Raw genomic sequence first — 18,799 nt, forward strand, 5'->3', positions numbered from 1 at the left:
CATGAAAAAAAGGCCGCCAATCGGAATCGGCGGCCTCAAGTGGGGGACTAGAAAAGGATTGGCCCGATCATCAGGCCACGGCCTCCGCCGTATCGGCCTCGGGCACGAGCGGGACCTCAAGCCTTGAGACCATCTCTTTCGGCACAACCATCCAGAATCGGCCGAGTTTTGCTTCCCAGTTCGAGAGGATAGTGGCGCCCCAGCGGGAACCTGCCTCGCGAACATGGTCTTCGATCATCCCCTTGAGGCGCGCCTCATAGTCAGGATGTTCGACCCGGTGCAGAAGGACGGTGTCCGGATTGATGAATTCATCGAGCATGTTCATCTCGTCATAGACGAAGGCGAGGCCGCCGGTCATGCCGGCGCCGAAGTTCTCGCCCACCGGCCCGAGGATGACAGCCGTACCGCCGGTCATATATTCGCAGCCGTTGGCGCCGCAGCCCTCGACGACCACCTCGGCCCCCGAGTTGCGGACGGCGAAGCGCTCGCCCGCCTGCCCCGCCGCGTAAAGCTTGCCGGCGGTGGCGCCGTAAAGGACGGTGTTGCCGATGATGGTGTTGTCGCGCGCCGTGATTCCGGACCGGTTCGACGGGCGCACCACGATGGTGCCGCCCGAAAGACCCTTGCCGACATAATCGTTGGCATCGCCCGAGACAACAATCTTCAGCCCCTGCACCGCAAAGGCACCAAGCGACTGGCCGGCCGAGCCGCGCAGTCGCACGGTCACATGGTCGGGCTTCAGGCCGAACATGCCGAACTTGCGGGTGATCTCGCTGGAGAAACGCGTACCGACCGCGCGGTGCGTGTTCTGCACCGAATAGGTCAGCTGCATCTTCTCGCCGCGGCTGAACACGGCGGCGGCATCCTCGAGCATACGGGCATCGAGGCTGTCCGGCACCGGGTTGCGACCTTCCATGGTGCAGATGGTGCGCTCGTGACGGCCGCCGACCTGGACAAGCAGCGGGTTGAGATCAAGGTCATCAAGGTGCGCGGCACCGCGGCTCACCTGATGCAGCATGTCGGTGCGGCCGATGATGTCCTCGAGCTTCTCGACTCCGAGGGTCGCGAGGATTTCACGCACTTCCTCGGCGATGAAGCTGAAAAGGTTCACGACCTTGTCGGCGGTGCCGGTGAACTTCTGGCGGAGAGCCTCATCCTGCGTGCACACGCCGACCGGGCATGTGTTCGAATGGCACTGGCGGACCATGATACAGCCCATGGCGACGAGCGACGCCGTGCCCACGCCATATTCCTCGGCGCCGAGCATGGCGGCAATCACCACGTCGCGGCCGGTGCGGATGCCACCATCGGTTCTGAGCTTCACGCGGTGACGCAGGCCATTGAGCGTGAGTACCTGATTGACCTCGGCGAGGCCGATTTCCCACGGTGTGCCGGCATATTTGATGCTGGTCTGGGGGCTCGCACCCGTGCCGCCCGAATGACCGGCCACAAGGATCACGTCCGCGTGCGCCTTGGCGACGCCCGCCGCAATCGTGCCAATACCGGCGGAGGAGACGAGCTTCACGCATACCTTGGCGACCGGGTTGATCTGCTTCAGGTCATAGATGAGCTGGGCCAGATCCTCGATCGAATAGATATCATGGTGCGGCGGCGGCGAAATGAGCGTCACCCCCGGCGTGGCGTGGCGGAGCCGCGCGATCATCTCGGTCACCTTGAAGCCCGGCAGCTGGCCGCCCTCGCCCGGCTTGGCGCCCTGGGCGATCTTGATTTCCAGCTCCTCGCAGGCATTCAGATATTCAGCCGTCACGCCGAAGCGGCCGGAAGCCACCTGCTTGATCGGGCTGTTGGCATTGTCGCCGTTATCATAAGGCTTGTAGCGCTTCTGGTCCTCGCCGCCCTCACCGGATACCGACTTGGCACCGATGCGGTTCATGGCGATGGCGAGCGTTTCATGCGCCTCGGGCGACAGAGCGCCAACCGACATGCCGGGGGTCAGAAACCGCTTGCGGATCTGGGTGATGCTTTCCACCGCTTCGAGCGCGATGCCCGTGTCCGGCCGGCGGAAATCGAGAAGATCCCTGAGGTTCAGGGGCGGCAGGCTGCCAAGGCCCTTCGAATAGGTCAGGTATTTGGCGTAATTGTCATCGGTCACAGCCGTTTGCAGCAGGTGGATGAGCTGGCCATCGAAGGCATGCAGTTCGCCGTCGCGGCGGAAGCGGTAAAGCCCGCCAACCGGCAGTGCAGCCACATCTTCCTGGAAAGCCTTGGCATGCTGCTCCAGCACTTTCTGCTGGACGCCCGCAAGGCCGATGCCGGAGATCTTGGACGGCATGCCGGGGAAGAACTCGGCCACCAGCGAGCGCGAAAGCCCGAGGGCCTCGAAATTATAGCCGCCCCGATAGCTCGAAATGATCGAGATGCCCATTTTCGACAGGATCTTGAGAAGGCCCTGATCGATGGCTTCGCGGGCACGGACGATACATTCATCAAGCCCCATGTCGCCGAAGATGCCCTTGGCGTGGCGTTCGGCAATCGCATCCTGCGTGAGATAGGCATTGATCGTGGTGGCGCCCGAGCCGATCAACACGGCGAAATAATGGGTATCCATGCACTCGGCCGAGCGCACATTGAGGCTGGTGAAGGTACGCAGGCCGTTTTTCACAAGGTGCGTATGCACACCGGCGGTGGCGAGGATCATCGGCACCGGGGCGCGCGTTTCGCTGATATATTCGTCCGTGAGGAAGATATGGGCGCGGCCTTCGCGCACCGCTTCCTCAGCCTCGCGGCGGATACGATCGATCGCGGCCTTGAGGGCACCCGCGCCTTCATCCACGCCGAAGGTGCAATCGATCACCTGCGCCGTGTCACCGAAATGCTCGATCACTGCCTTCCATTCGCGGTTGGTCATCACCGGACTATCGAGCACCAGCGCACCCGCCTGCGTGTGGCCGGCATCGAGCACGTTATTGAAGTTGCCGAAGCGTGTTTTCAGGCTCATCACCCGGTATTCGCGCAAACTGTCGATCGGCGGGTTGGTCACCTGGCTGAAATTCTGGCGGAAGAAATGCGCGAGGTTCCGGTATTTGGACGACAGCACGGCAAGCGGCGTATCGTCACCCATCGAACCGATGGCTTCCTTCTTGTCCGCCACCTGCGGATGGAGAATGAGTTCGATATCCTCGTGCGTGATACCAGCCGCCACCTGACGGCGCTTCAGGTCCTGCCCCTTGTAAAGCGACAGGGGCGCCTCGGGGCCGCGGTAGCCCGGCAGGTCCTCGATGGACTTGATATCCTTCACCCATTCCTCAAACGGCTGGCTGGCGGCCAATTTGTCCTTGATCTCGCGGTCGTGGTAGAAACGGCCTTCCTCCAGATCGAGGGCAATCATCTGGCCCGGCCCCAAGCGGCCTTTCTCGCGCACACTTTCTTCCGGGACAACAACCATACCGGCTTCCGAACCGACGATCAGAAGGTCATCGGACGTCAGCGTGAAGCGCATGGGGCGGAGGCCCGCACGGTCAAGCCCTGCGATCACCCAGCGCCCGTCGGTGCAGGCGAGGGCGGCCGGACCGTCCCACGGCTCCATCACCGAGTTCGTGTAGGCATACATGGCGCGGTGCGCTTCGGGCATCACGCCCTTCTTCGACCAGGCTTCCGGCACCAGCATGGTTTTCACCATCGGCGCGATGCGGCCAGCGCGCACCATCACCTCGAACACGGCGTCGAGGGCGGCCGAATCCGATGCACCATGCGGGATCACCGGCTTGATGTCTTCCGAATGGTCGCCGAACGCGATGCCGGCCATGCGGATCTGGTGGCTTTTCATCCAGTTGGTGTTGCCGCGGATCGTGTTGATCTCGCCGTTGTGCGCCAGCATGCGGAACGGCTGGGCGAGCCACCACTGCGGGAAAGTGTTCGTCGAATAGCGCTGGTGATAGATCGCGAAGGACGACACAAACAGATCGTCATTCAGATCGGGATAGAAGGTCGAAAGCTGCTCGGCAAGGAACAGGCCCTTGTAGATGATCGAGCGGCACGACAGCGAACAGATATAGAAGTCCGGCACCTGCGCGGCGATGGCCGCCTTTTCGATGCGGCGGCGGATGACATAAAGCTCGCGCTCGAAGTCGTCATCATTCAGGCCCTTCGAATTGGCGATCATGATCTGTTCGATTTCCGGGCGCGTGGCTTCGGCCTTCGGGCCGATCACACCGGTATCCACCGGCACCTGACGCCAGCCATAGATCGTGTAGCCGAAATTCAGGATCTCGGTTTCAACGATGGTGCGGCACACTTCCTGCGCCGACTGGTCGATACGCGGCAGGAAGACCATGCCGACAGCAATCTTGCCGACGATGGCATCATGCCCCGTGGCGCGCACATGCTGGCGGAAAAATTCCTGCGGGATTTCGACATGGATGCCGGCGCCGTCGCCGGTCTTGCCATCGGCGTCCACCGCACCCCGGTGCCAGATGGCCTTCAGGGCTTCGATGCCCTTTAGGACAACGTCACGGCGCGGGCGGCCATCGATGGCCGCGATAAGGCCGACACCGCAGCTCGAATGTTCGTCAACGGGATCATAAAGGCCAACGGGGCCGGGGACATGTTCGTTATAGATTTGCATTGTCTTCTGTCCTCATCACTCGGCAGCGACGGCGGCGTTTTTCGCCTGCTCGCGCAGATAGGTCTTGATGGCACTGGCGGCATCACGCCCGTCCCGGATCGCCCAGACAACGAGCGAAGCGCCCCGCACGATATCGCCCGCGGCAAACACACCCGGCAGGCTTGTCATCATGCTGCGCTGGTCAACCGTGACCGTGCCCCAGCGGGTGACGCGCAGTTCAGGCGCGCCAAAGAGGCTCGGCAGGTCCTCGGGCTCGAAGCCAAGCGCCAGGATCGCGAGATCGCAGTCCACATTGAAGCTTTCGTTCGGCACACGCTCGGGCGCCGAGCGGCCGGTGGCATCGGGGGCACCAAGGCGCATCTTGTAGGCGCGCACGGCTTCCACCTTGTCCGAGCCCGTGAAGGCCTCGGGGCCGGTCAGCCAGACGAAGTCGACGCCTTCTTCCTCGGCATTCGCCACTTCGCGGGCCGAACCCGGCATATTGTCGCGGTCGCGGCGATAAAGGCATTTGACCGACTTGGCACCCTGGCGCACGGCGGTGCGCACGCAGTCCATCGCGGTGTCGCCGCCACCGATCACAACAACATTCTTGCCTTCAGCATTCAGCGAGCCATCGTCATAGGCCGCAACCTTGTCGCCCAGGCCAACTTTGTTGGAGGCGATCAGATAATCAAGCGCCGGCACAATGTTAGAAAGACCCACGCCCGGCACCTTCAGCGCGCGGGCACGATACACGCCGGTCGCCACCAGCAGCGCATCATGACGGGCGCGAAGCTCTGAAAGCGTGGCGTCACGGCCGACCTCGAAATCCAGATGGAAGGTGATGCCGGATTGCTCCAGCCGGCCAGTGCGACGCGCCACCACATCCTTTTCAAGCTTGAAACCGGGGATACCATAGATAAGCAGGCCGCCGGCGCGGTCGTGCCGGTCATAGATATGAACCTGATAGCCCGCTTTGCGCAGTTCCTCGGCCGCTGCGAGGCCAGCCGGGCCCGCCCCGATGATACCGACCGACTGGTCACGCTCCACCGGCGGCTCGATCGGCTTGATCCAGCCCTGTTCCCAGGCGTTATCGGTGATATAGCGTTCCACCGAGCCGATGGTGACAGATTCGAAATCAGCCTCGATCACGCAATTGCCTTCGCAGAGACGATCCTGCGGGCAGATACGGCCGCAGATTTCGGGCATGTTGTTGGTGGCAGACGCCACTTCATAGGCTTCCTGCAGCCGGTCTTCGGCCGTCAGGCGCAGCCAGTCGGGGATATTGTTCCCGAGGGGGCAATGAATATGGCAATAGGGCACGCCGCACTGCGAGCAGCGGCTGGCCTGATCCTTGGCGCCGGCGGGTACGAACCTTTCGTAGATTTCCCGGAAATCACGCTTGCGGTCGTCCGCCGAGCGCTTTTCAGGCATCTGCTGGTCGATCGTGACAAATTTCAGCATGTCTTCGGCCATCGGGTCCGTTCCTCTGGTAGCAACCTTCGTTAACAGGATTCGCGGCGGGTAATTTTATGTGCCTCTGAATCGGTGCGCCCGCACTATATGTTCAAAATTTTCAAAATTCACGCAAAAAATCAGCGATAGGTCAAATATATTGACCTTGTTATTGTATCACACTCAGCACGGAATGCCAACCGGCCCAAATACAAGTGTTTTTTAGTACCGAATTGAGACTATATTGAAAGATGCCCTCCCGCAAACGGCTTGCTATAAGGCCTTGGGGGCTGGCGCAGGGGGTGCCGCCCGCAGCCGGGAGCCTTGTTGGCGTGACCATCCTGCATCTGATTCTCCTGTCGCTCGTTCAGGGCATCACCGAATTCCTGCCCATTTCCTCGTCCGGCCACCTGATCCTGTTGCCGATCGTGACCGGCATGGAAGACCAGGGCCTGTTGATGGATGTCAGCGTGCATGTAGGCACGCTCGCCGCCGTGCTTCTCTATTTCCGGGAAGATACAAAAGGCCTGACGCTCGCAGCCCTTGGTGCCATCGGCGTTGCCCCTGCCCGCCGCGCCATCGAAGGTACGCCATATGCGAAGCTTTTCTGGGCGCTCGTGCTTGCCACCATCCCAACCGTGATCGTCGGCGGCATCTTCGCGGTCAGCGGCATTGAGGAAGCGCTGCGTTCGGCAAGTGTTATCGCCGCCACCTCGATCCTTTTCGGCATTCTGCTTTACTGGGCCGACAAGCGCGGTAGCACGCACCTTGATATGGCGGCGATGAAGTTGAAACCGGCGCTCATTATCGGCTTCGCGCAGGTGCTGGCGCTCATTCCCGGCACCAGCCGCGCCGGCATCACCATGACCGCCGCCCGTCACCTCGGTTTCAACCGGGTGGATGCCGCGCGCTTTTCGATGCTCCTGTCGATTCCGACGATCCTTGCTGCCGGCACGCTCGGTGCCCTGAAGCTCGTGTCCGACGGCAATCCGCTGGCGCTTACCGATGCTGCCATCGGCGCAGGGCTATCGTGCCTTGCCGCCCTTGTTGCCATCCATTTCCTGATGCGCTGGCTGACCCACGCCACCATGACGATCTTCGTGATCTATCGTGTCGGCCTCGGCCTCGCGCTGTTCGCCATGATCGGCGCCGGCTGGTTCTAACCGAACTGGCCCATCGCTCGATACTGCGCCATATAGCGCGGCAGGATGCTGGCGATGGGCTGCGGCTCAATGCCAAGGGCTGCAAACCCGGCGGCCCCTTTCGAGACGACATTGTCGGCGCCAAGTAGCTTCAGCTGGTCGCGCGTGAGCGGCGGGGTCGGCAGCCATTCCAGGAACAGGGCCTGCAGGCGGGCAAGGCCCATAGGCATAGGAATGAGCGGCCGGTAAAGGCCGGTCTCTTCCATCATATGGGTCAGCATGGTGCGCATCGTCATCACCTCGGGCCCGCCAAGCTCGAAGGTCTTGCCCGCAACGGCGCTGTCGTCCTTGAGGCCGCGCTCCAGCGCCGTGGCGATAGCGGCAGCCACGTCGGTCACCACCACCGGCTGGAACCGGGTGCCAAGACCCGGCAGCGGCAGGAAGGGCAGTATCCGCGCCATGCGGGCGAACCGGTTGAAGAAACCATCCTCCGGCCCGATCACAAGGCTCGGCCGCAGGATCGTGGCGCGCGGGAAGGCGGCGAGCACCTCCTGCTCCCCTCGCCATTTGGTGCGGGCATAGCGGGACGGCGAATGATCGCTTGCCCCAAGCGCCGACACCTGGACGAAGGCATGCACACCGGCAGACGCCGCCGCGCGGGCGATGATGCCGGGGCCGTCCGCCTGGATACCTTCGAACCGCTGGTGGCCACTCTCATAGAGAATGCCGACAAGATTGACGGCCGCATCGGCCCCCTTCAGCGCGCGAGCAACGGATGCGGGATGGCCGACATTCGCCGCCACCAGATCGATCTGGCCGACATCGCCAAGGGTTTTCAGGTAAAGCGCCGCGTTCGGGTGCCGCACTGCCACCCGCACCCGCCAGCCGGCCTCGGCCAGCCGCTCGACCAGATAGCGTCCGATAAAGCCCGAGCCGCCAAACACCGTCACACATTTCTGCCGGTTCATAAGCCTCTCCTTCGATGCATCCGCACAGTATATACGCAAGTGCGGCCATATCGGAGCGCACCAGCGCAAAGATTTTACCACAGACGCTTGACAGAGCCCCCGGAGGCACGCTACATCCCCGCCACCAAATCACCTGTGCCCAGGTGGCGGAATTGGTAGACGCGCTAGCTTCAGGTGCTAGTGACCGTACGGTCGTGGGGGTTCGAGTCCCTTCCTGGGCACCAATTCAAAAGGCCCGGTTCCTTCATTCAGATGGAACCGGGCCTTTTGCTTTTCAGGACCACGCGCCCGGGGCTCAGGTGATGGGCGTTTCTCGCGAAAAAGGCACGCTTCTTGAAAGCGATGGTTGCGGGTTCGGGGCGCAACACAGGGAAAGGTCTTTTTCATGACTTCCATCGCCGGCGCGTCTTCCGCCTACAACATGCCTTTCGATCGCAGCATCTTCTCCGATCCCGAGATGCGCCCCTATCTCGAAGACTATTATGAAGCCGGCTATGCAACGATGTGCGAGCGCGTTGCCGCCATGAAAGAAGCCGAAGCGAACGGCGAAGCGCCAAGAACCATCGCCTTGCCCGATGGCAGCACCGGGACAGAGCTTAGCGCCGATCAATATGAACGGATGATCCCGAGCTTCGACAAGTGGCTGGAGATGCAGCAGAATTTCTCGGCCTTCGACATGCTGGAGCAAAGCGGTGACATGCTCGCGCACGCCGAGGCGGCCGCCGCCCGCGTGGAAAAGGATCTCGATCCCGACCTTCCGTCCGGCGTTCGCACTGTCTTTTCAGATGGGGATCGCATTCTTGGTTATATCAACAAGGATGGCAGCCTTGTCACTCACGATGGCGGCGATGCGCTGCAATCGCTGGTCGCCGGCGCAGATGCCCTGAAACTGACCGGGGAAGCGAGAATTGCCTATCTGACAAAACAGGGGGCGGCAATCCTTTCCCGTCAGTATCCCGAGCTTGCAACAACAAGCTATACAGACGCAACCATGCCCACCCGCCGCGAGTTTGCGGCCGAATGGTACCCGGATCATGACGTCGACGCGAACTATGAAAGCATGATCAACGAGCTCCGCGCCTCACTTGCCGAGCGTCAGTCCTGGCACAAGCAACAGCTGGCCAATATCGCCGAAATGCGCGCCTTTCTGATCAGCAGCATGCAGGAGGCGGAGGCCGCCTGACCCCTGATGTTGTGCCAGACATCTTTTATCGGCAGCCGGGCCAGAACGAAAGCCCGGGATCACACCTGAACCCGGGCCTTTCTTGTTGCCTGTTCGCCTGCAGCTCCCGGCAGGCGGAAAATGTTAAAATGTTACAGGGCCTTGTCAGCCTTACTCTCTAGTTCCTTCTGACGTTTTTTCACGGCCGCAGCCTTGTCGAGGACCGCATCGCGTTCCTTCAGGATATCCATGGAAGACGGGCTCATGGCGTCCCTGGTCCTGGCATCCCCGCCGGCTGCCGGTGCAACACCGGCCGTCACTTGCGGCGCGAGCGCATCGGCCCTTTCGCTATAACGCTTCGTCGCCTTGTCGAGGATCTTGCCGACCTCACGAGTACCCGACCGGATTTCGGTCAGCCGAGCATCAGCCATCTGACGATCCTGCGCCTCGGATGTACTGGCGGCCCGGGCATCGCTCAAGGCTTTCGAATAGCAGTCCTGCGCGGCTTCCACACCCCGAAGGGTTTCCTGCATTGTCCGCGTTTCCTCTCTCAACTGGGCGTCCGGGGTTCCGGCAGCGGGCGCATGCTCTGCCCCCACGCCTTCGACGTTACTATGGCAGTCGCCATAGTATTTGGGCTGGAAACCGGCTTTGTCGTCTCTATCACCGGCGATGGCACCACTCTGGACAAACGAGGCCGACGTGAACAGAACAGCGATGGCCAAAGACTTGCTGTATGTCATCATGACTGGCTCCTTTTGTGTGATCCCCCGAGAGGGTTGAGATAGAAGCACAGCAATGCGGCCAATTTGTGGTGCAAGGTGTGCTTCTCGCGCAGAACGTGCATGAGAATTCCCGTGCCCGGACATTTGACAAGGCCGACCAGTCGCCCGATAAGGCGGGCATGCAGATATTTGATGGCATCATCACCGACCGCGGGTCGAAATATGCGGTGTCGGGCGGCCCTTGCAGCTCGGCCGAGGAAGCGCGCGCCTTCATAAAGGAGCTGACCCGCCAGAAGAAATTCGCCAAGGCCACCCATAACACATGGGCTTTCCTCGGCGACGACGGGCCGGTGAAGAATGACGACGGCGAAAGCGGTGCCGGCATGGTGATCGTGCGCATGCTGGAGCGCGAGGGCCTGACAGGCCATATCATCGTCGTCACCCGCTGGTATGGCGGCAAGCATCTGGGTGGGGATCGCTTCCGCCATGTGCAGGATGCCGTGCGCCACTATCTGGATCATGCCTTCGCTGGCTGAAAGCCGGATTTCCCGGGTTTTACAGACAGATGGCGAAAAATGCTCGCTATGCGATAGCGTTTACCGTCGGTTAGCGATTTACAATCTATAGTTCCTCGATGGCAGGCAACGGACGGCACCACCCCGCCCGGCATTACCCTTGGAAGGACTGATCCCATGCGACTGGATATTAAGGGATTTCTCCCGCACTCTCGCCACGGCGCCGATGAAATCCTCGAGTCGCTCTCCCGTTCCAAGGCCATGATCTCCTTCACACCCGATGGCATCATTATCGGCGCAAACCCCCTGTTCCTTGAAACAATGGGCTACAGACTTGATGAAATTGTTGGCCAGCATCACCGCATGTTTGTGGCAGCAGATTATGCCGAAAGTGATGAATATCGCCGCTTCTGGGCCGATCTCGCAGACGGCAAACATAATACGGCAACATTCCGCCGCTTCGCAAAGGGGGGCCGGCAACTCTGGCTGCAGGCCATTTACCTGCCGGTGCGCGATGCAAAGGGGCAGATTTACAAGATCATCAAGTTCGCAACCGACGAGACGGCGGCCCAGAACCGCAATCTCGATATCGCCGGCAAGCTCGCTGCACTTGACCGCGCGCAAGCCATCATCGAGTTCGAGCTGGACGGCACCATCATCACCGCCAACAGCAATTTCCTCGACACCGTCGGGTATGAACTGGATGAGATTGCCGCGCGCCACCACCGCATGTTCGTGGAACCGGCAGAAGCGGAAAGCGAAGCTTACAACACCTTCTGGCAGCGTCTGCGAGGCGGGGAATTTGTCTCCGGCGAGTTCCGGCGGACCGGCAAGGATGGGCGCGAAATCTGGCTACAGGCAACCTACAACCCCATCCTCGGGGCTGATGGAACACCGGTGCGGGTGGTGAAATTCGCAAGCGACATCACAGCCCGAAAACTTCAGAATGCCGAAATCGCCGGCAAGCTGGATGCCATCGGCAAAACGCAGGCGGTGATTGAATTCACGCCAGATGGCACCATCCTCACTGCCAACGGGAATTTCCTGAAAACCGTCGGCTACAGCCTCGATGAAATCACGGGTCAGCATCACCGCATGTTTGTGGACCTATCCGAAAACAGCGGAGCCAGCTACCGTACCTTCTGGGAGGAGCTCGCTGCGGGCAAGCACCAGACCGGCCGCTTCCGCCGCGTTGCAAAGGACGGTCGCGAGATCTGGCTGCAAGCCACCTACACGCCGATCGTCAGTCCATCAGGGCAGGTTATCAAGGTCGTCAAGTTCGCGGCCGACATCACCCAGCGCGTGATGGACCGCCAGACGCAGGAGCGCGTCAGCGCCCTCATTGAGGCTAATCTTGACCGGATCATCGGAGCCGTTGGTGAAGCGGACACCAAGGCGGGGGTTGCTTCCGGCGCCTCGGACGAGACGGAAGACACGGTACGGGCAGTCGCCGCCGCGGTTGAGGAGCTTGATGCCTCGATCCAGGAAATCGCCAGCAGCATCAGTCGGGCAACCCGGGCGGTCGACCAGACCTTCAGCCAGATGCAGGATGCAACGGATTCCACCCAGACACTCCGCGAAGCAGCGGGCGCGATGAACAGTATCGTCGAGCTGATCAACGATATCGCCGACCAGATCAATCTTCTGGCCCTCAATGCCACCATTGAGGCGGCCCGCGCGGGGGACGCCGGGCGCGGCTTTGCCGTGGTTGCCGGCGAGGTCAAGAACCTTGCCACACAGGTGGCCTCCGCCACCGGCCAGATCGCTGGCGAAATCGACCGGATGCAGAGCGTGTCGAAGGAAGTTTCCGTCCGGCTTGGCAGCATCAACAGCGAGATCAGCACGCTTCAGGAAGACATGATGACCGTGAACGGCGCCGTGGAAGAGCAAAGCACTGTTGCGCGTGAAATCGCCTCTAACATGGTGACAGCCTCCGATGCTGTCGCCCGCATCAACGAAAGCCTTGAAGAGCTCGCCGGCAACATCAACGACATTTCAAGCGTCGGTCGTAATCTCTACAAGGAAATCGAAGAGATCAGCACCCGCTAGGCCGTCAGGTAATAGGCGAGGATATAAAGCGACAGCATTGCCGAAACGATGAGCGCCGAGCCCGCCACGCTCCAGCTGCGGGCGAGCACCCCGCTGCCGCTTGCCACCCGCTCAGCCGCCGCGATCAACTGCCTGACCCTGCCCGTGGCGAAGGCTGCTGTCGCCGACGCCACACCCGCAAACCCCGCAATTGCCTTCCGGGCAAGGCGATTGAGCGCCACACGGTAAAGCCAGTCAGTATCAAGGCTGACGGTCTCCGTGCGCTTCATCCAGGGCAGCAGCAGGAAGAAGGCAAGGCCGGAGAACAGCAGCAGCTGGAAATAGAAGACAAGCTTGGCGGCCTTGTAGGCCTCGAACTCGACCGGATAAGGCAGCAGCGCATAGAGGGGGTCCGGGTAAAGGCCGAAGAAGATGCAAAGCCCGGCGAAAATGATCATCGCGGCCGCCATGTTCCAGGGCGCATCCTTAGGCCGCAGCCCCGAATCCTTCTGGAAAAAGACAAACCACGGGAACTTGATCCCGGCATGCAGGAATACGCCGGCGGAAGCTGCCGCCAAGAGGAAATAGACGGCCACGAGCCCTTCCATATGCGCTGCTTCCGAAATCATCGTCTTCGTCGTGAAGCCGGATGTAAAGGGGAAGCTGGAAATCGCCAGCGCGCCGATGATGCCACAAATGGCGGTTACCGGCATCGTCTGGAACAGGCCGCCAAGGTCGGTGCATTTGCTGCGCCCGGTGCGATAAAGCACCGCGCCTGCACTCATCAGGAGGAGCGCCTTGTAGATGATGTGGGCGAAGGCATGGGCGGCGGCGCCGTTCAGGGCCACCTCGGTGCCGATGCCGACGGCGGTGACCATGAAGCCCACCTGGTTGACGATCGAATAGGCGAGGATCCGCCGCGCGTCGTTCTCGAGAAGCGCATAGATGATGCCGTAGAACACCATGTAAAGGCCGATACCGACAAGGATGGTGGCGCCGGGGAACAGGAGAATGAGGACAAGCACTGCAGCCTTGGTGGTATAGGCCGACAGGAAAACCGTACCCGTGGCGCTGGCTTCGGGGTAGGCATCGGCGAGCCACGCCGAAAGCGGTGGGGCCGCCACATTGATCAGCACACCGCCAAGCACCAGCCAGCCCGAAAGCGTGCCAAGCTGACCCGTGAGTATCCGGATATCAAGCGACCCGGTGTTTGACCAAAGGCCGAGGATACCGGCCATGAGGACAAGCCCGCCAAGAAGGTGCAGAACGGCATAGCGCTGCCCGGCTGCCCGCGCCTTTTCCGTGCCGCCCGACCAGATGACGATGGTCGAGAAGATGGCCAGCATTTCCCAGAACAGGAAAAGGGTCAGAAGGTCACCCGAGAAACAGATGCCGAGCGCGCTGCCAGCATAGGCAAAGGCGGCCGCAAGTTCTGTCCGCGCGGCCTGCCGGAACGCGAATAGCCCGCCCACGAGCGTCATCAGCGTGAAGACAAGCGCGAACAGGCGCCGCACGGGCGACACTTCCATGATCTCCAGCGTGAGGCCAAGATAGGGGGCGGCGAGCGTTACGCCTTCGGGCGCGGTCCATACGGCCCAGAGGGCAGCGAGGGGGCCGATGAACATCGCAGCCACGCCCACCGGCCGCGGCGCGGTGGCGATGATCGCGGCACCGATCAGCAACAGGAGCGGCGGATAAGCCAGAAGATCAGCGGTCATAATAGTCATCCTTGCGCTTCAGGAGCGCGCCCAGCGCCTTGGCGGCAAACACCATGGCGGCGCAGCTGAGGAAGCCGAAGACAGCGGCGAAGGCGAACCAGCCGTCGACCCCGAAATAGCCTTCGACAGGAATGAAGACCTGCGCGGCCACCGTGAGGGCGAGAACGGCCCAGAGGAGGATCCAGAGTTTGCGGATCGTCGCCGGGCGGCGCAGGAAATGGACCTGGTCAGTCATCAGAGGCCTCCTGTCACAGGGCCGATAAGGTCAAGGACCGGCTGGTTAAGGAAGAAAAGCACGATCACCATGAGCGCGGTGAAGGAGAGCGCGACCACAATCGGCAACGGTGCCTCGCCGTGCGGCTTCGCGTCCACCGGCGGTGCCTTGGCGAAGGCGCGATAGACGATCGGCAGGAAATAGCCGGCATTGAGGAGCGTGCTGAGCGCCAGCGTCGCCACCACCAGATACTGGCCGGTTTCCATGGCACCGCCCATGATGAACCATTTGGACACAAAACCGACCGTCGGCGGGATGCCGATCATGCTGAGCGCCCCGATAGTGAAGGCCGCCATTGTCCAGGGCATCAGGCGGCCGATGCCATCCAGCTGGCCAAGCTCGGTTTTCTTGGACGCCGTATAGATCGACCCCGCCGCGAAAAAGAGTGTGATCTTGGCAAAGGCATGCCCGACCAGATGGAAGGCAGCACCCAGGAGCGACAGGGGCGCCAGCACCGAAACGGCCAGAACCACATAGGAAAGCTGACTGATGGTTGAATAGGCCAGAAGACGCTTCAGGTTGGTCTGGCGCAGGGCCACGAGACTGGCGAGCAGGATGGTCGTGGCGGCCGCGATCATGAGCCATGTGCCCATGCCCTGCTCTTTGAGGAAATCGATCCCGAAGATATAGACGGCGACCTTGGCGACGGTGAAGACACCCGCCTTCACCACCGCAACCGCATGGAGAAGCGCGCTGACGGGCGTCGGTGCCACCATGGCAGCCGGCAGCCAGCGATGCACCGGCATCACGGCGGCCTTGCCGATCCCGAAAATATAGAGGGCGAGCAGGACAGCGAGCGCCGGGCCTGCAATCTTGCCGGCCAGAATGCCGCCGGGCGTGAAATCAAGCGTCCCGGCAATGCCCCCGGTCCAGATGATGGCGGGCAAGAGAAGTCCGATGGATGTTCCGATCAGGATACCGATATAGACCCGCGCCGAGCGTACCGTTGCCGCGTCCCCCTTGTGGGCGACAAGCGGGTAAGTCGACAGCGTCAGCACTTCATAGAAAAGGAACAGCGTGAACAGGTTACCGGCAAAGGCGATGCCCATGGCAGCCGAGAGCGCCACGGCGAAACAGGCGTAGAAGCGCGTCTGGTGCTTCTCCTTGTTGCCGCGCATATAGCCGATGGCATAGACGGAATTGACGACCCAAAGGAGCGAGGCGAAGGCCGCAAACAGCATGCCGAGCGGCTCGACACTGAAAGCAACCGCAAGTGTTGGCGTGATATCGAAAAGCGTCGCGGCAGGCCCGGCACCTGCCATCACGGCGGGGATCAGGCTCCAGACCGTGATAACAAGGCCGATGGCCGTGGCAAGCGTCACCCCTTCCCGTAGATCGGGGTAACGACCCGCGCGCGCGATGCCCAGCGTGCCAAGGAGCGGCAAGGCAAGCGCCAGAAGGATGGTTTCCTGCCCGGTCATGCGCCACCTCCGAGAAGATCAGCCGCCGCACGTGCGGCAAGACCGTTAGGTGCGTTCGCCGCCAGCCCGAAATAGATATTGAGGCCCGCAAGCGCCCATGTCGGCGCAAGGAGATACCATGGTGCCTCCTTCACAGCCGGTGCGCCTTCGGGTGCTGGCCGGAAGTATGCGACCTCGATCACCCGCCAGACATAGATGACGGCGAGGAGCGAACTTGCGAGGATCACAGCAATGAGGAACCAGCCAAACGTGCCTTCCTCCATGGCGGCGAGCACGAGATACCATTTCGAGATGAAGCCGGCGGTGAGCGGCACACCGACAAGGCTGAGGGCGGCTACTGTGAAAGCTGCCATCGTCCAGGGCATGGCGCGCCCGGCACCGGCAAGGTCCGCGAGCTTGGCGCTGCCATAGCGGTAAACGAGGCTGCCTACCGCGAGGAAAAGAGCCGCCTTCATCAGGGCATGGTTGAACAGGTGCAGGATACCCGCCGACATGCCGGCCGCAGTCAGGAGGCTCGCACCGAGGACGATATAGCCAAGCTGCGCAACCGACGAGAAAGCAAGAAGCCGCTTCAGGTCTTTCTCGAAAATCGCAATCAGCGAACCGGTGATCATGGCGACGAGCGCAAATGGCATCAGGAAAGCGCTGAACTGGATGTCATGGCCTTCAAGGCTCGGCTGGAAGATGCCGAGATCGAAGCGGATCAGCACATAAAGCGCCACTTTCGTGGAACAGGCAGCCAGGAACACCGCAACGGTGGAGGGGGCTGCGGCATAAGCGTTCGGCATCCAGGCATGCAGCGGGAAGATCGCGGCCTTCAGAAGCAGCCCGACCGTGATGAAACCGGCAGCCGCCAGCACAGGGACAACATCATCAACACCATGAAGTCGTGCCGCCATATCGGCCATGTTGAGCGTGCCGGTCATCATGTAAACCAGCCCGACGCCGATCAGATAGAACATCGCCCCAATGCTGCCCATGATGATATATTTGAAGACGGCACTGAACGCGGTGCGCGTCGGCCCTGCGGCGATCAGCACATAGGTGGCGAGCGACGAAATCTCCATGAAGACAAAGACATTGAAGGCATCGCCAGTGACGACCATGCCGGCAAGCCCGGCCACGGCCAGAAGCCACGCGCCATAGAAAAGCGAGACAGGCCGGCTTTGCACTTCCTTGTCGATCACAGGCTTGCCGTGCAGCAGGGCGGCAAGCGATGCACCGGTGATGAGAAGGAGCATGAGACTGCTGAAATTGTCGATATGGAGACCGATGCCATAAGGCACGGGCCAACCGCCCAATTCATAGGCAATGGCGCCCGTGGTCGCGACCTTGAAGGCCAGCGTGACAGCAATGGCGAAGGCTGCGAGGCTGACGAGCACAGCGGCGACCCAAGGCGCACGGGTACCGGGGCAAAGGACGGCGAGGGGGGCTGCGACAAGCGGAAGAACGACCTGCAGCACCGGCAAATGATGGGCTGCGATCATGCCTCTGCTTCTTTCCCGTAAACGTCGGCTTCTTCAATGCTGCCGAAGGATTCCCTGATGCGCACCACAACGGCGAGCGCGAGCGCCATGGTCGAGATACCAACCACGATGGCCGTCAGGATCAGCACCTGCGGCAGCGGGCTTGAATAGGCGCGGTCGGAGCCGTCAAGGATCGGGGCAGTGCCGCCCACAACCTTGCCCATACTAATGAACAGCAGAAAGACGGCGGACTGGCAGATGCCGAGCCCGATCAGTTTCTTGATCAGATTACCCTTGGCGACGATGGCATACATGCCGGTCATCAACAGGAGGACGAAAATCCAGTAATTGAGAATGCCAAGCCAGGCCATCAATGGGTTTCCCGTTGCGCGAAAGCGTGAAAGATGAGGAGGAGGATGCCGGTGACGGTGAGCCCGACACCAAGCTCGATCAAAAGGATGCCTAGGTGCTGCCCGGCAACCGGATCAGCGGAGAGAACCGAATAGTCGAGGAAGTCACCGCCCATGAGGAGCGTGGCGACACCCACCCCGGCATAGGTCAGGCAGCCGATCACCGCCATGCGCAGAAGGGCCTGTACCGGCAGCACGGCGCGGGCTGCATTGCCGCCCTCGATGAGCGCATAGAGGATGATGCCTGAGGCCACGATGGCACCCGCCTGGAAGCCGCCGCCCGGCCCGAAGTCGCCGTGGAACTGCACATAAAGGCCGAAGAGCACGATGAAGGGGATCAGGATCTTGGCCACAACCCGCGGCACGGCATGATGGCCGATACCATAGAGCCAGGCTGCTGCACTGCTCGCAGAATGTGCACCCCCGCGCTTCGGCATGCCGAGAACCGAATAGACCCCGATCCCTGCTGTGAAAATCACGAAAACCTCACCGAGCGTGTCATAACCGCGGAAGCTTGCCAGAACGGCCGTCACAAGGTTCGGGATATCGATGGCTTCGGGTGTGGTCTCCAGATACCAGGGCGTCACATGCTGTTGCACAGGCGTCGTCGCCCCGCCGAAATCCGGTTGCCAGAAACCGAGGTAGAGAAGTGGCGCCGCCATCAGCGCGAGTACGAGGAAGGTCAGGAGCGGACGGCGATCCGGATCCGGCTTTTCCTCGTCATCTGTTAACGCGAGAGCGCTGAGGAAAAGCACGGTCGCGATCCCCGCCCCAACCGCCGCTTCAGTGAGCGCCACATCCGCCGCATCGAGCGTGAAGAAATAGGAGGCCGCCAGAAGGCTGAAGATCGCAAACAGCATGATGGCGGCAAAAAGGTTTGTCGTGCGCACCACGGCAACTGCCACGACGAGCAAGAAGCTGACAAGAATGACGCTGAACAGGAGGGACATG

At 61.4% G+C, this 18,799-nt stretch carries 14 protein-coding genes and 1 tRNA gene; 5 read left to right on the top strand and 10 right to left on the bottom strand.

Going from position 1 to position 18,799, the window contains the following annotated elements; translation table 11 throughout:
* Positions 1-70: 70 nt before the first annotated feature.
* Together gltB and OU694_RS10375 are read right to left on the bottom strand one after the other, a co-directional pair.
* A complete protein-coding gene (gene gltB / locus OU694_RS10370) occupies positions 71-4,585 on the bottom strand; it encodes a glutamate synthase large subunit (protein WP_308910933.1) in 4,515 nt (1,504 codons plus the stop codon).
* Between the two features lie 15 nt (positions 4,586-4,600).
* Complete coding sequence (locus OU694_RS10375; protein ID WP_308910934.1) at positions 4,601-6,040, bottom strand: NAD(P)-dependent oxidoreductase; 1,440 nt, start codon at positions 6,038-6,040, stop codon at positions 4,601-4,603.
* A gap of 311 nt (positions 6,041-6,351) precedes the next feature.
* Between OU694_RS10375 and OU694_RS10380 the strand changes: the two genes are divergently transcribed.
* Entirely contained in the window at positions 6,352-7,182 is an 831-nt protein-coding gene (locus OU694_RS10380) for an undecaprenyl-diphosphate phosphatase (RefSeq protein ID WP_308910935.1), read from the top strand.
* Here OU694_RS10380 and OU694_RS10385 read toward each other — a convergent pair.
* Positions 7,179-8,129 carry a complex I NDUFA9 subunit family protein gene (locus OU694_RS10385; protein WP_308910936.1) on the bottom strand — a complete coding sequence of 317 codons (951 nt, stop codon included), beginning with the start codon at positions 8,127-8,129 and terminating at the stop codon, positions 7,179-7,181. The genes OU694_RS10380 and OU694_RS10385 overlap by 4 nt on opposite strands.
* Positions 8,130-8,266: 137 nt before the next feature.
* On the opposite strand from OU694_RS10385, the gene OU694_RS10390 reads away from it, so the two are divergent.
* Positions 8,267-8,353: transfer RNA gene (locus tag OU694_RS10390), tRNA-Leu, on the top strand.
* 161 nt (positions 8,354-8,514) lie between these two features.
* A complete protein-coding gene (locus tag OU694_RS10395) occupies positions 8,515-9,312 on the top strand; it encodes a hypothetical protein (RefSeq protein ID WP_308910937.1) in 798 nt (265 codons plus the stop codon).
* Between the two features lie 131 nt (positions 9,313-9,443).
* Here OU694_RS10395 and OU694_RS10400 read toward each other — a convergent pair whose 3' ends face one another.
* A complete protein-coding gene (locus OU694_RS10400) occupies positions 9,444-10,037 on the bottom strand; it encodes a hypothetical protein (RefSeq protein ID WP_308910938.1) in 594 nt (197 codons plus the stop codon).
* 158 nt (positions 10,038-10,195) lie between these two features.
* Between OU694_RS10400 and OU694_RS10405 the strand changes: the two genes are divergently transcribed.
* Both OU694_RS10405 and OU694_RS10410 read left to right on the top strand, forming a co-directional pair.
* A complete protein-coding gene (locus OU694_RS10405) occupies positions 10,196-10,552 on the top strand; it encodes a YigZ family protein (RefSeq protein WP_308910939.1) in 357 nt (118 codons plus the stop codon).
* Between the two features lie 156 nt (positions 10,553-10,708).
* The gene (locus tag OU694_RS10410) at positions 10,709-12,580 is read left to right on the top strand and encodes a methyl-accepting chemotaxis protein (protein ID WP_308910940.1); all 1,872 of its coding nucleotides are present in this window, start codon (positions 10,709-10,711) and stop codon (positions 12,578-12,580) included.
* Here OU694_RS10410 and OU694_RS10415 read toward each other — a convergent pair.
* The 6 genes from OU694_RS10415 to OU694_RS10440 are packed head-to-tail and all read right to left on the bottom strand — an operon-like array spanning position 12,577 to position 18,798.
* A complete protein-coding gene (locus tag OU694_RS10415) occupies positions 12,577-14,277 on the bottom strand; it encodes a Na(+)/H(+) antiporter subunit D (protein WP_308910941.1) in 1,701 nt (566 codons plus the stop codon). The two genes, OU694_RS10410 and OU694_RS10415, sit on opposite strands and share 4 nt — an antisense overlap.
* Positions 14,267-14,512: a hypothetical protein gene (locus OU694_RS10420; RefSeq protein WP_308910942.1), complete on the bottom strand. Its 246-nt coding sequence runs from the start codon at positions 14,510-14,512 to the stop codon at positions 14,267-14,269. Before OU694_RS10420 ends, OU694_RS10415 begins: the two co-directional genes overlap by 11 nt.
* Complete coding sequence (locus OU694_RS10425) at positions 14,512-15,972, bottom strand: proton-conducting transporter transmembrane domain-containing protein (RefSeq protein WP_308910943.1); 1,461 nt, start codon at positions 15,970-15,972, stop codon at positions 14,512-14,514. Before OU694_RS10425 ends, OU694_RS10420 begins: the two co-directional genes overlap by 1 nt.
* Positions 15,969-17,459, bottom strand: a complete 1,491-nt coding sequence (locus OU694_RS10430) for a monovalent cation/H+ antiporter subunit D family protein (protein ID WP_308910944.1) — start codon at positions 17,457-17,459, stop codon at positions 15,969-15,971. The genes OU694_RS10425 and OU694_RS10430 overlap by 4 nt, the downstream gene beginning before the upstream one ends.
* Positions 17,456-17,809, bottom strand: a complete 354-nt coding sequence (locus tag OU694_RS10435; protein ID WP_308910945.1) for a cation:proton antiporter subunit C — start codon at positions 17,807-17,809, stop codon at positions 17,456-17,458. The genes OU694_RS10430 and OU694_RS10435 overlap by 4 nt, the downstream gene beginning before the upstream one ends.
* Positions 17,809-18,798, bottom strand: a complete 990-nt coding sequence (locus OU694_RS10440; RefSeq protein WP_308910946.1) for a DUF4040 domain-containing protein — start codon at positions 18,796-18,798, stop codon at positions 17,809-17,811. The genes OU694_RS10435 and OU694_RS10440 overlap by 1 nt, the downstream gene beginning before the upstream one ends.
* Between the last annotated feature and the right edge of the window lies 1 nt (position 18,799).

Source organism: Pseudokordiimonas caeni (assembly GCF_026719705.1).
GTDB classification, from domain to species: domain Bacteria; phylum Pseudomonadota; class Alphaproteobacteria; order Sphingomonadales; family Kordiimonadaceae; genus Gimibacter; species Gimibacter caeni.

Excerpts from the sequence above, each read along its gene's own strand:
- OU694_RS10415 (WP_308910941.1), bottom strand. The coding sequence starts at position 14,277 with ATGACCGCTGATCTTCTGGCTTATCCGCCGCTCCTGTTGCTGATCGGT.
- OU694_RS10430 (WP_308910944.1), bottom strand. The coding sequence starts at position 17,459 with ATGATCGCAGCCCATCATTTGCCGGTGCTGCAGGTCGTTCTTCCGCTT.
- OU694_RS10385 (WP_308910936.1), bottom strand. The coding sequence starts at position 8,129 with ATGAACCGGCAGAAATGTGTGACGGTGTTTGGCGGCTCGGGCTTTATC.
- OU694_RS10410 (WP_308910940.1), top strand. The coding sequence starts at position 10,709 with ATGCGACTGGATATTAAGGGATTTCTCCCGCACTCTCGCCACGGCGCC.
- OU694_RS10440 (WP_308910946.1), bottom strand. The coding sequence starts at position 18,798 with ATGTCCCTCCTGTTCAGCGTCATTCTTGTCAGCTTCTTGCTCGTCGTG.
- OU694_RS10375 (WP_308910934.1), bottom strand. The coding sequence starts at position 6,040 with ATGGCCGAAGACATGCTGAAATTTGTCACGATCGACCAGCAGATGCCT.
- gltB (WP_308910933.1), bottom strand. The coding sequence starts at position 4,585 with ATGCAAATCTATAACGAACATGTCCCCGGCCCCGTTGGCCTTTATGAT.
- OU694_RS10400 (WP_308910938.1), bottom strand. The coding sequence starts at position 10,037 with ATGATGACATACAGCAAGTCTTTGGCCATCGCTGTTCTGTTCACGTCG.
- OU694_RS10395 (WP_308910937.1), top strand. The coding sequence starts at position 8,515 with ATGACTTCCATCGCCGGCGCGTCTTCCGCCTACAACATGCCTTTCGAT.
- OU694_RS10425 (WP_308910943.1), bottom strand. The coding sequence starts at position 15,972 with ATGACCGGGCAGGAAACCATCCTTCTGGCGCTTGCCTTGCCGCTCCTT.
- OU694_RS10405 (WP_308910939.1), top strand. The coding sequence starts at position 10,196 with ATGCAGATATTTGATGGCATCATCACCGACCGCGGGTCGAAATATGCG.
- OU694_RS10420 (WP_308910942.1), bottom strand. The coding sequence starts at position 14,512 with ATGACTGACCAGGTCCATTTCCTGCGCCGCCCGGCGACGATCCGCAAA.
- OU694_RS10435 (WP_308910945.1), bottom strand. The coding sequence starts at position 17,809 with ATGGCCTGGCTTGGCATTCTCAATTACTGGATTTTCGTCCTCCTGTTG.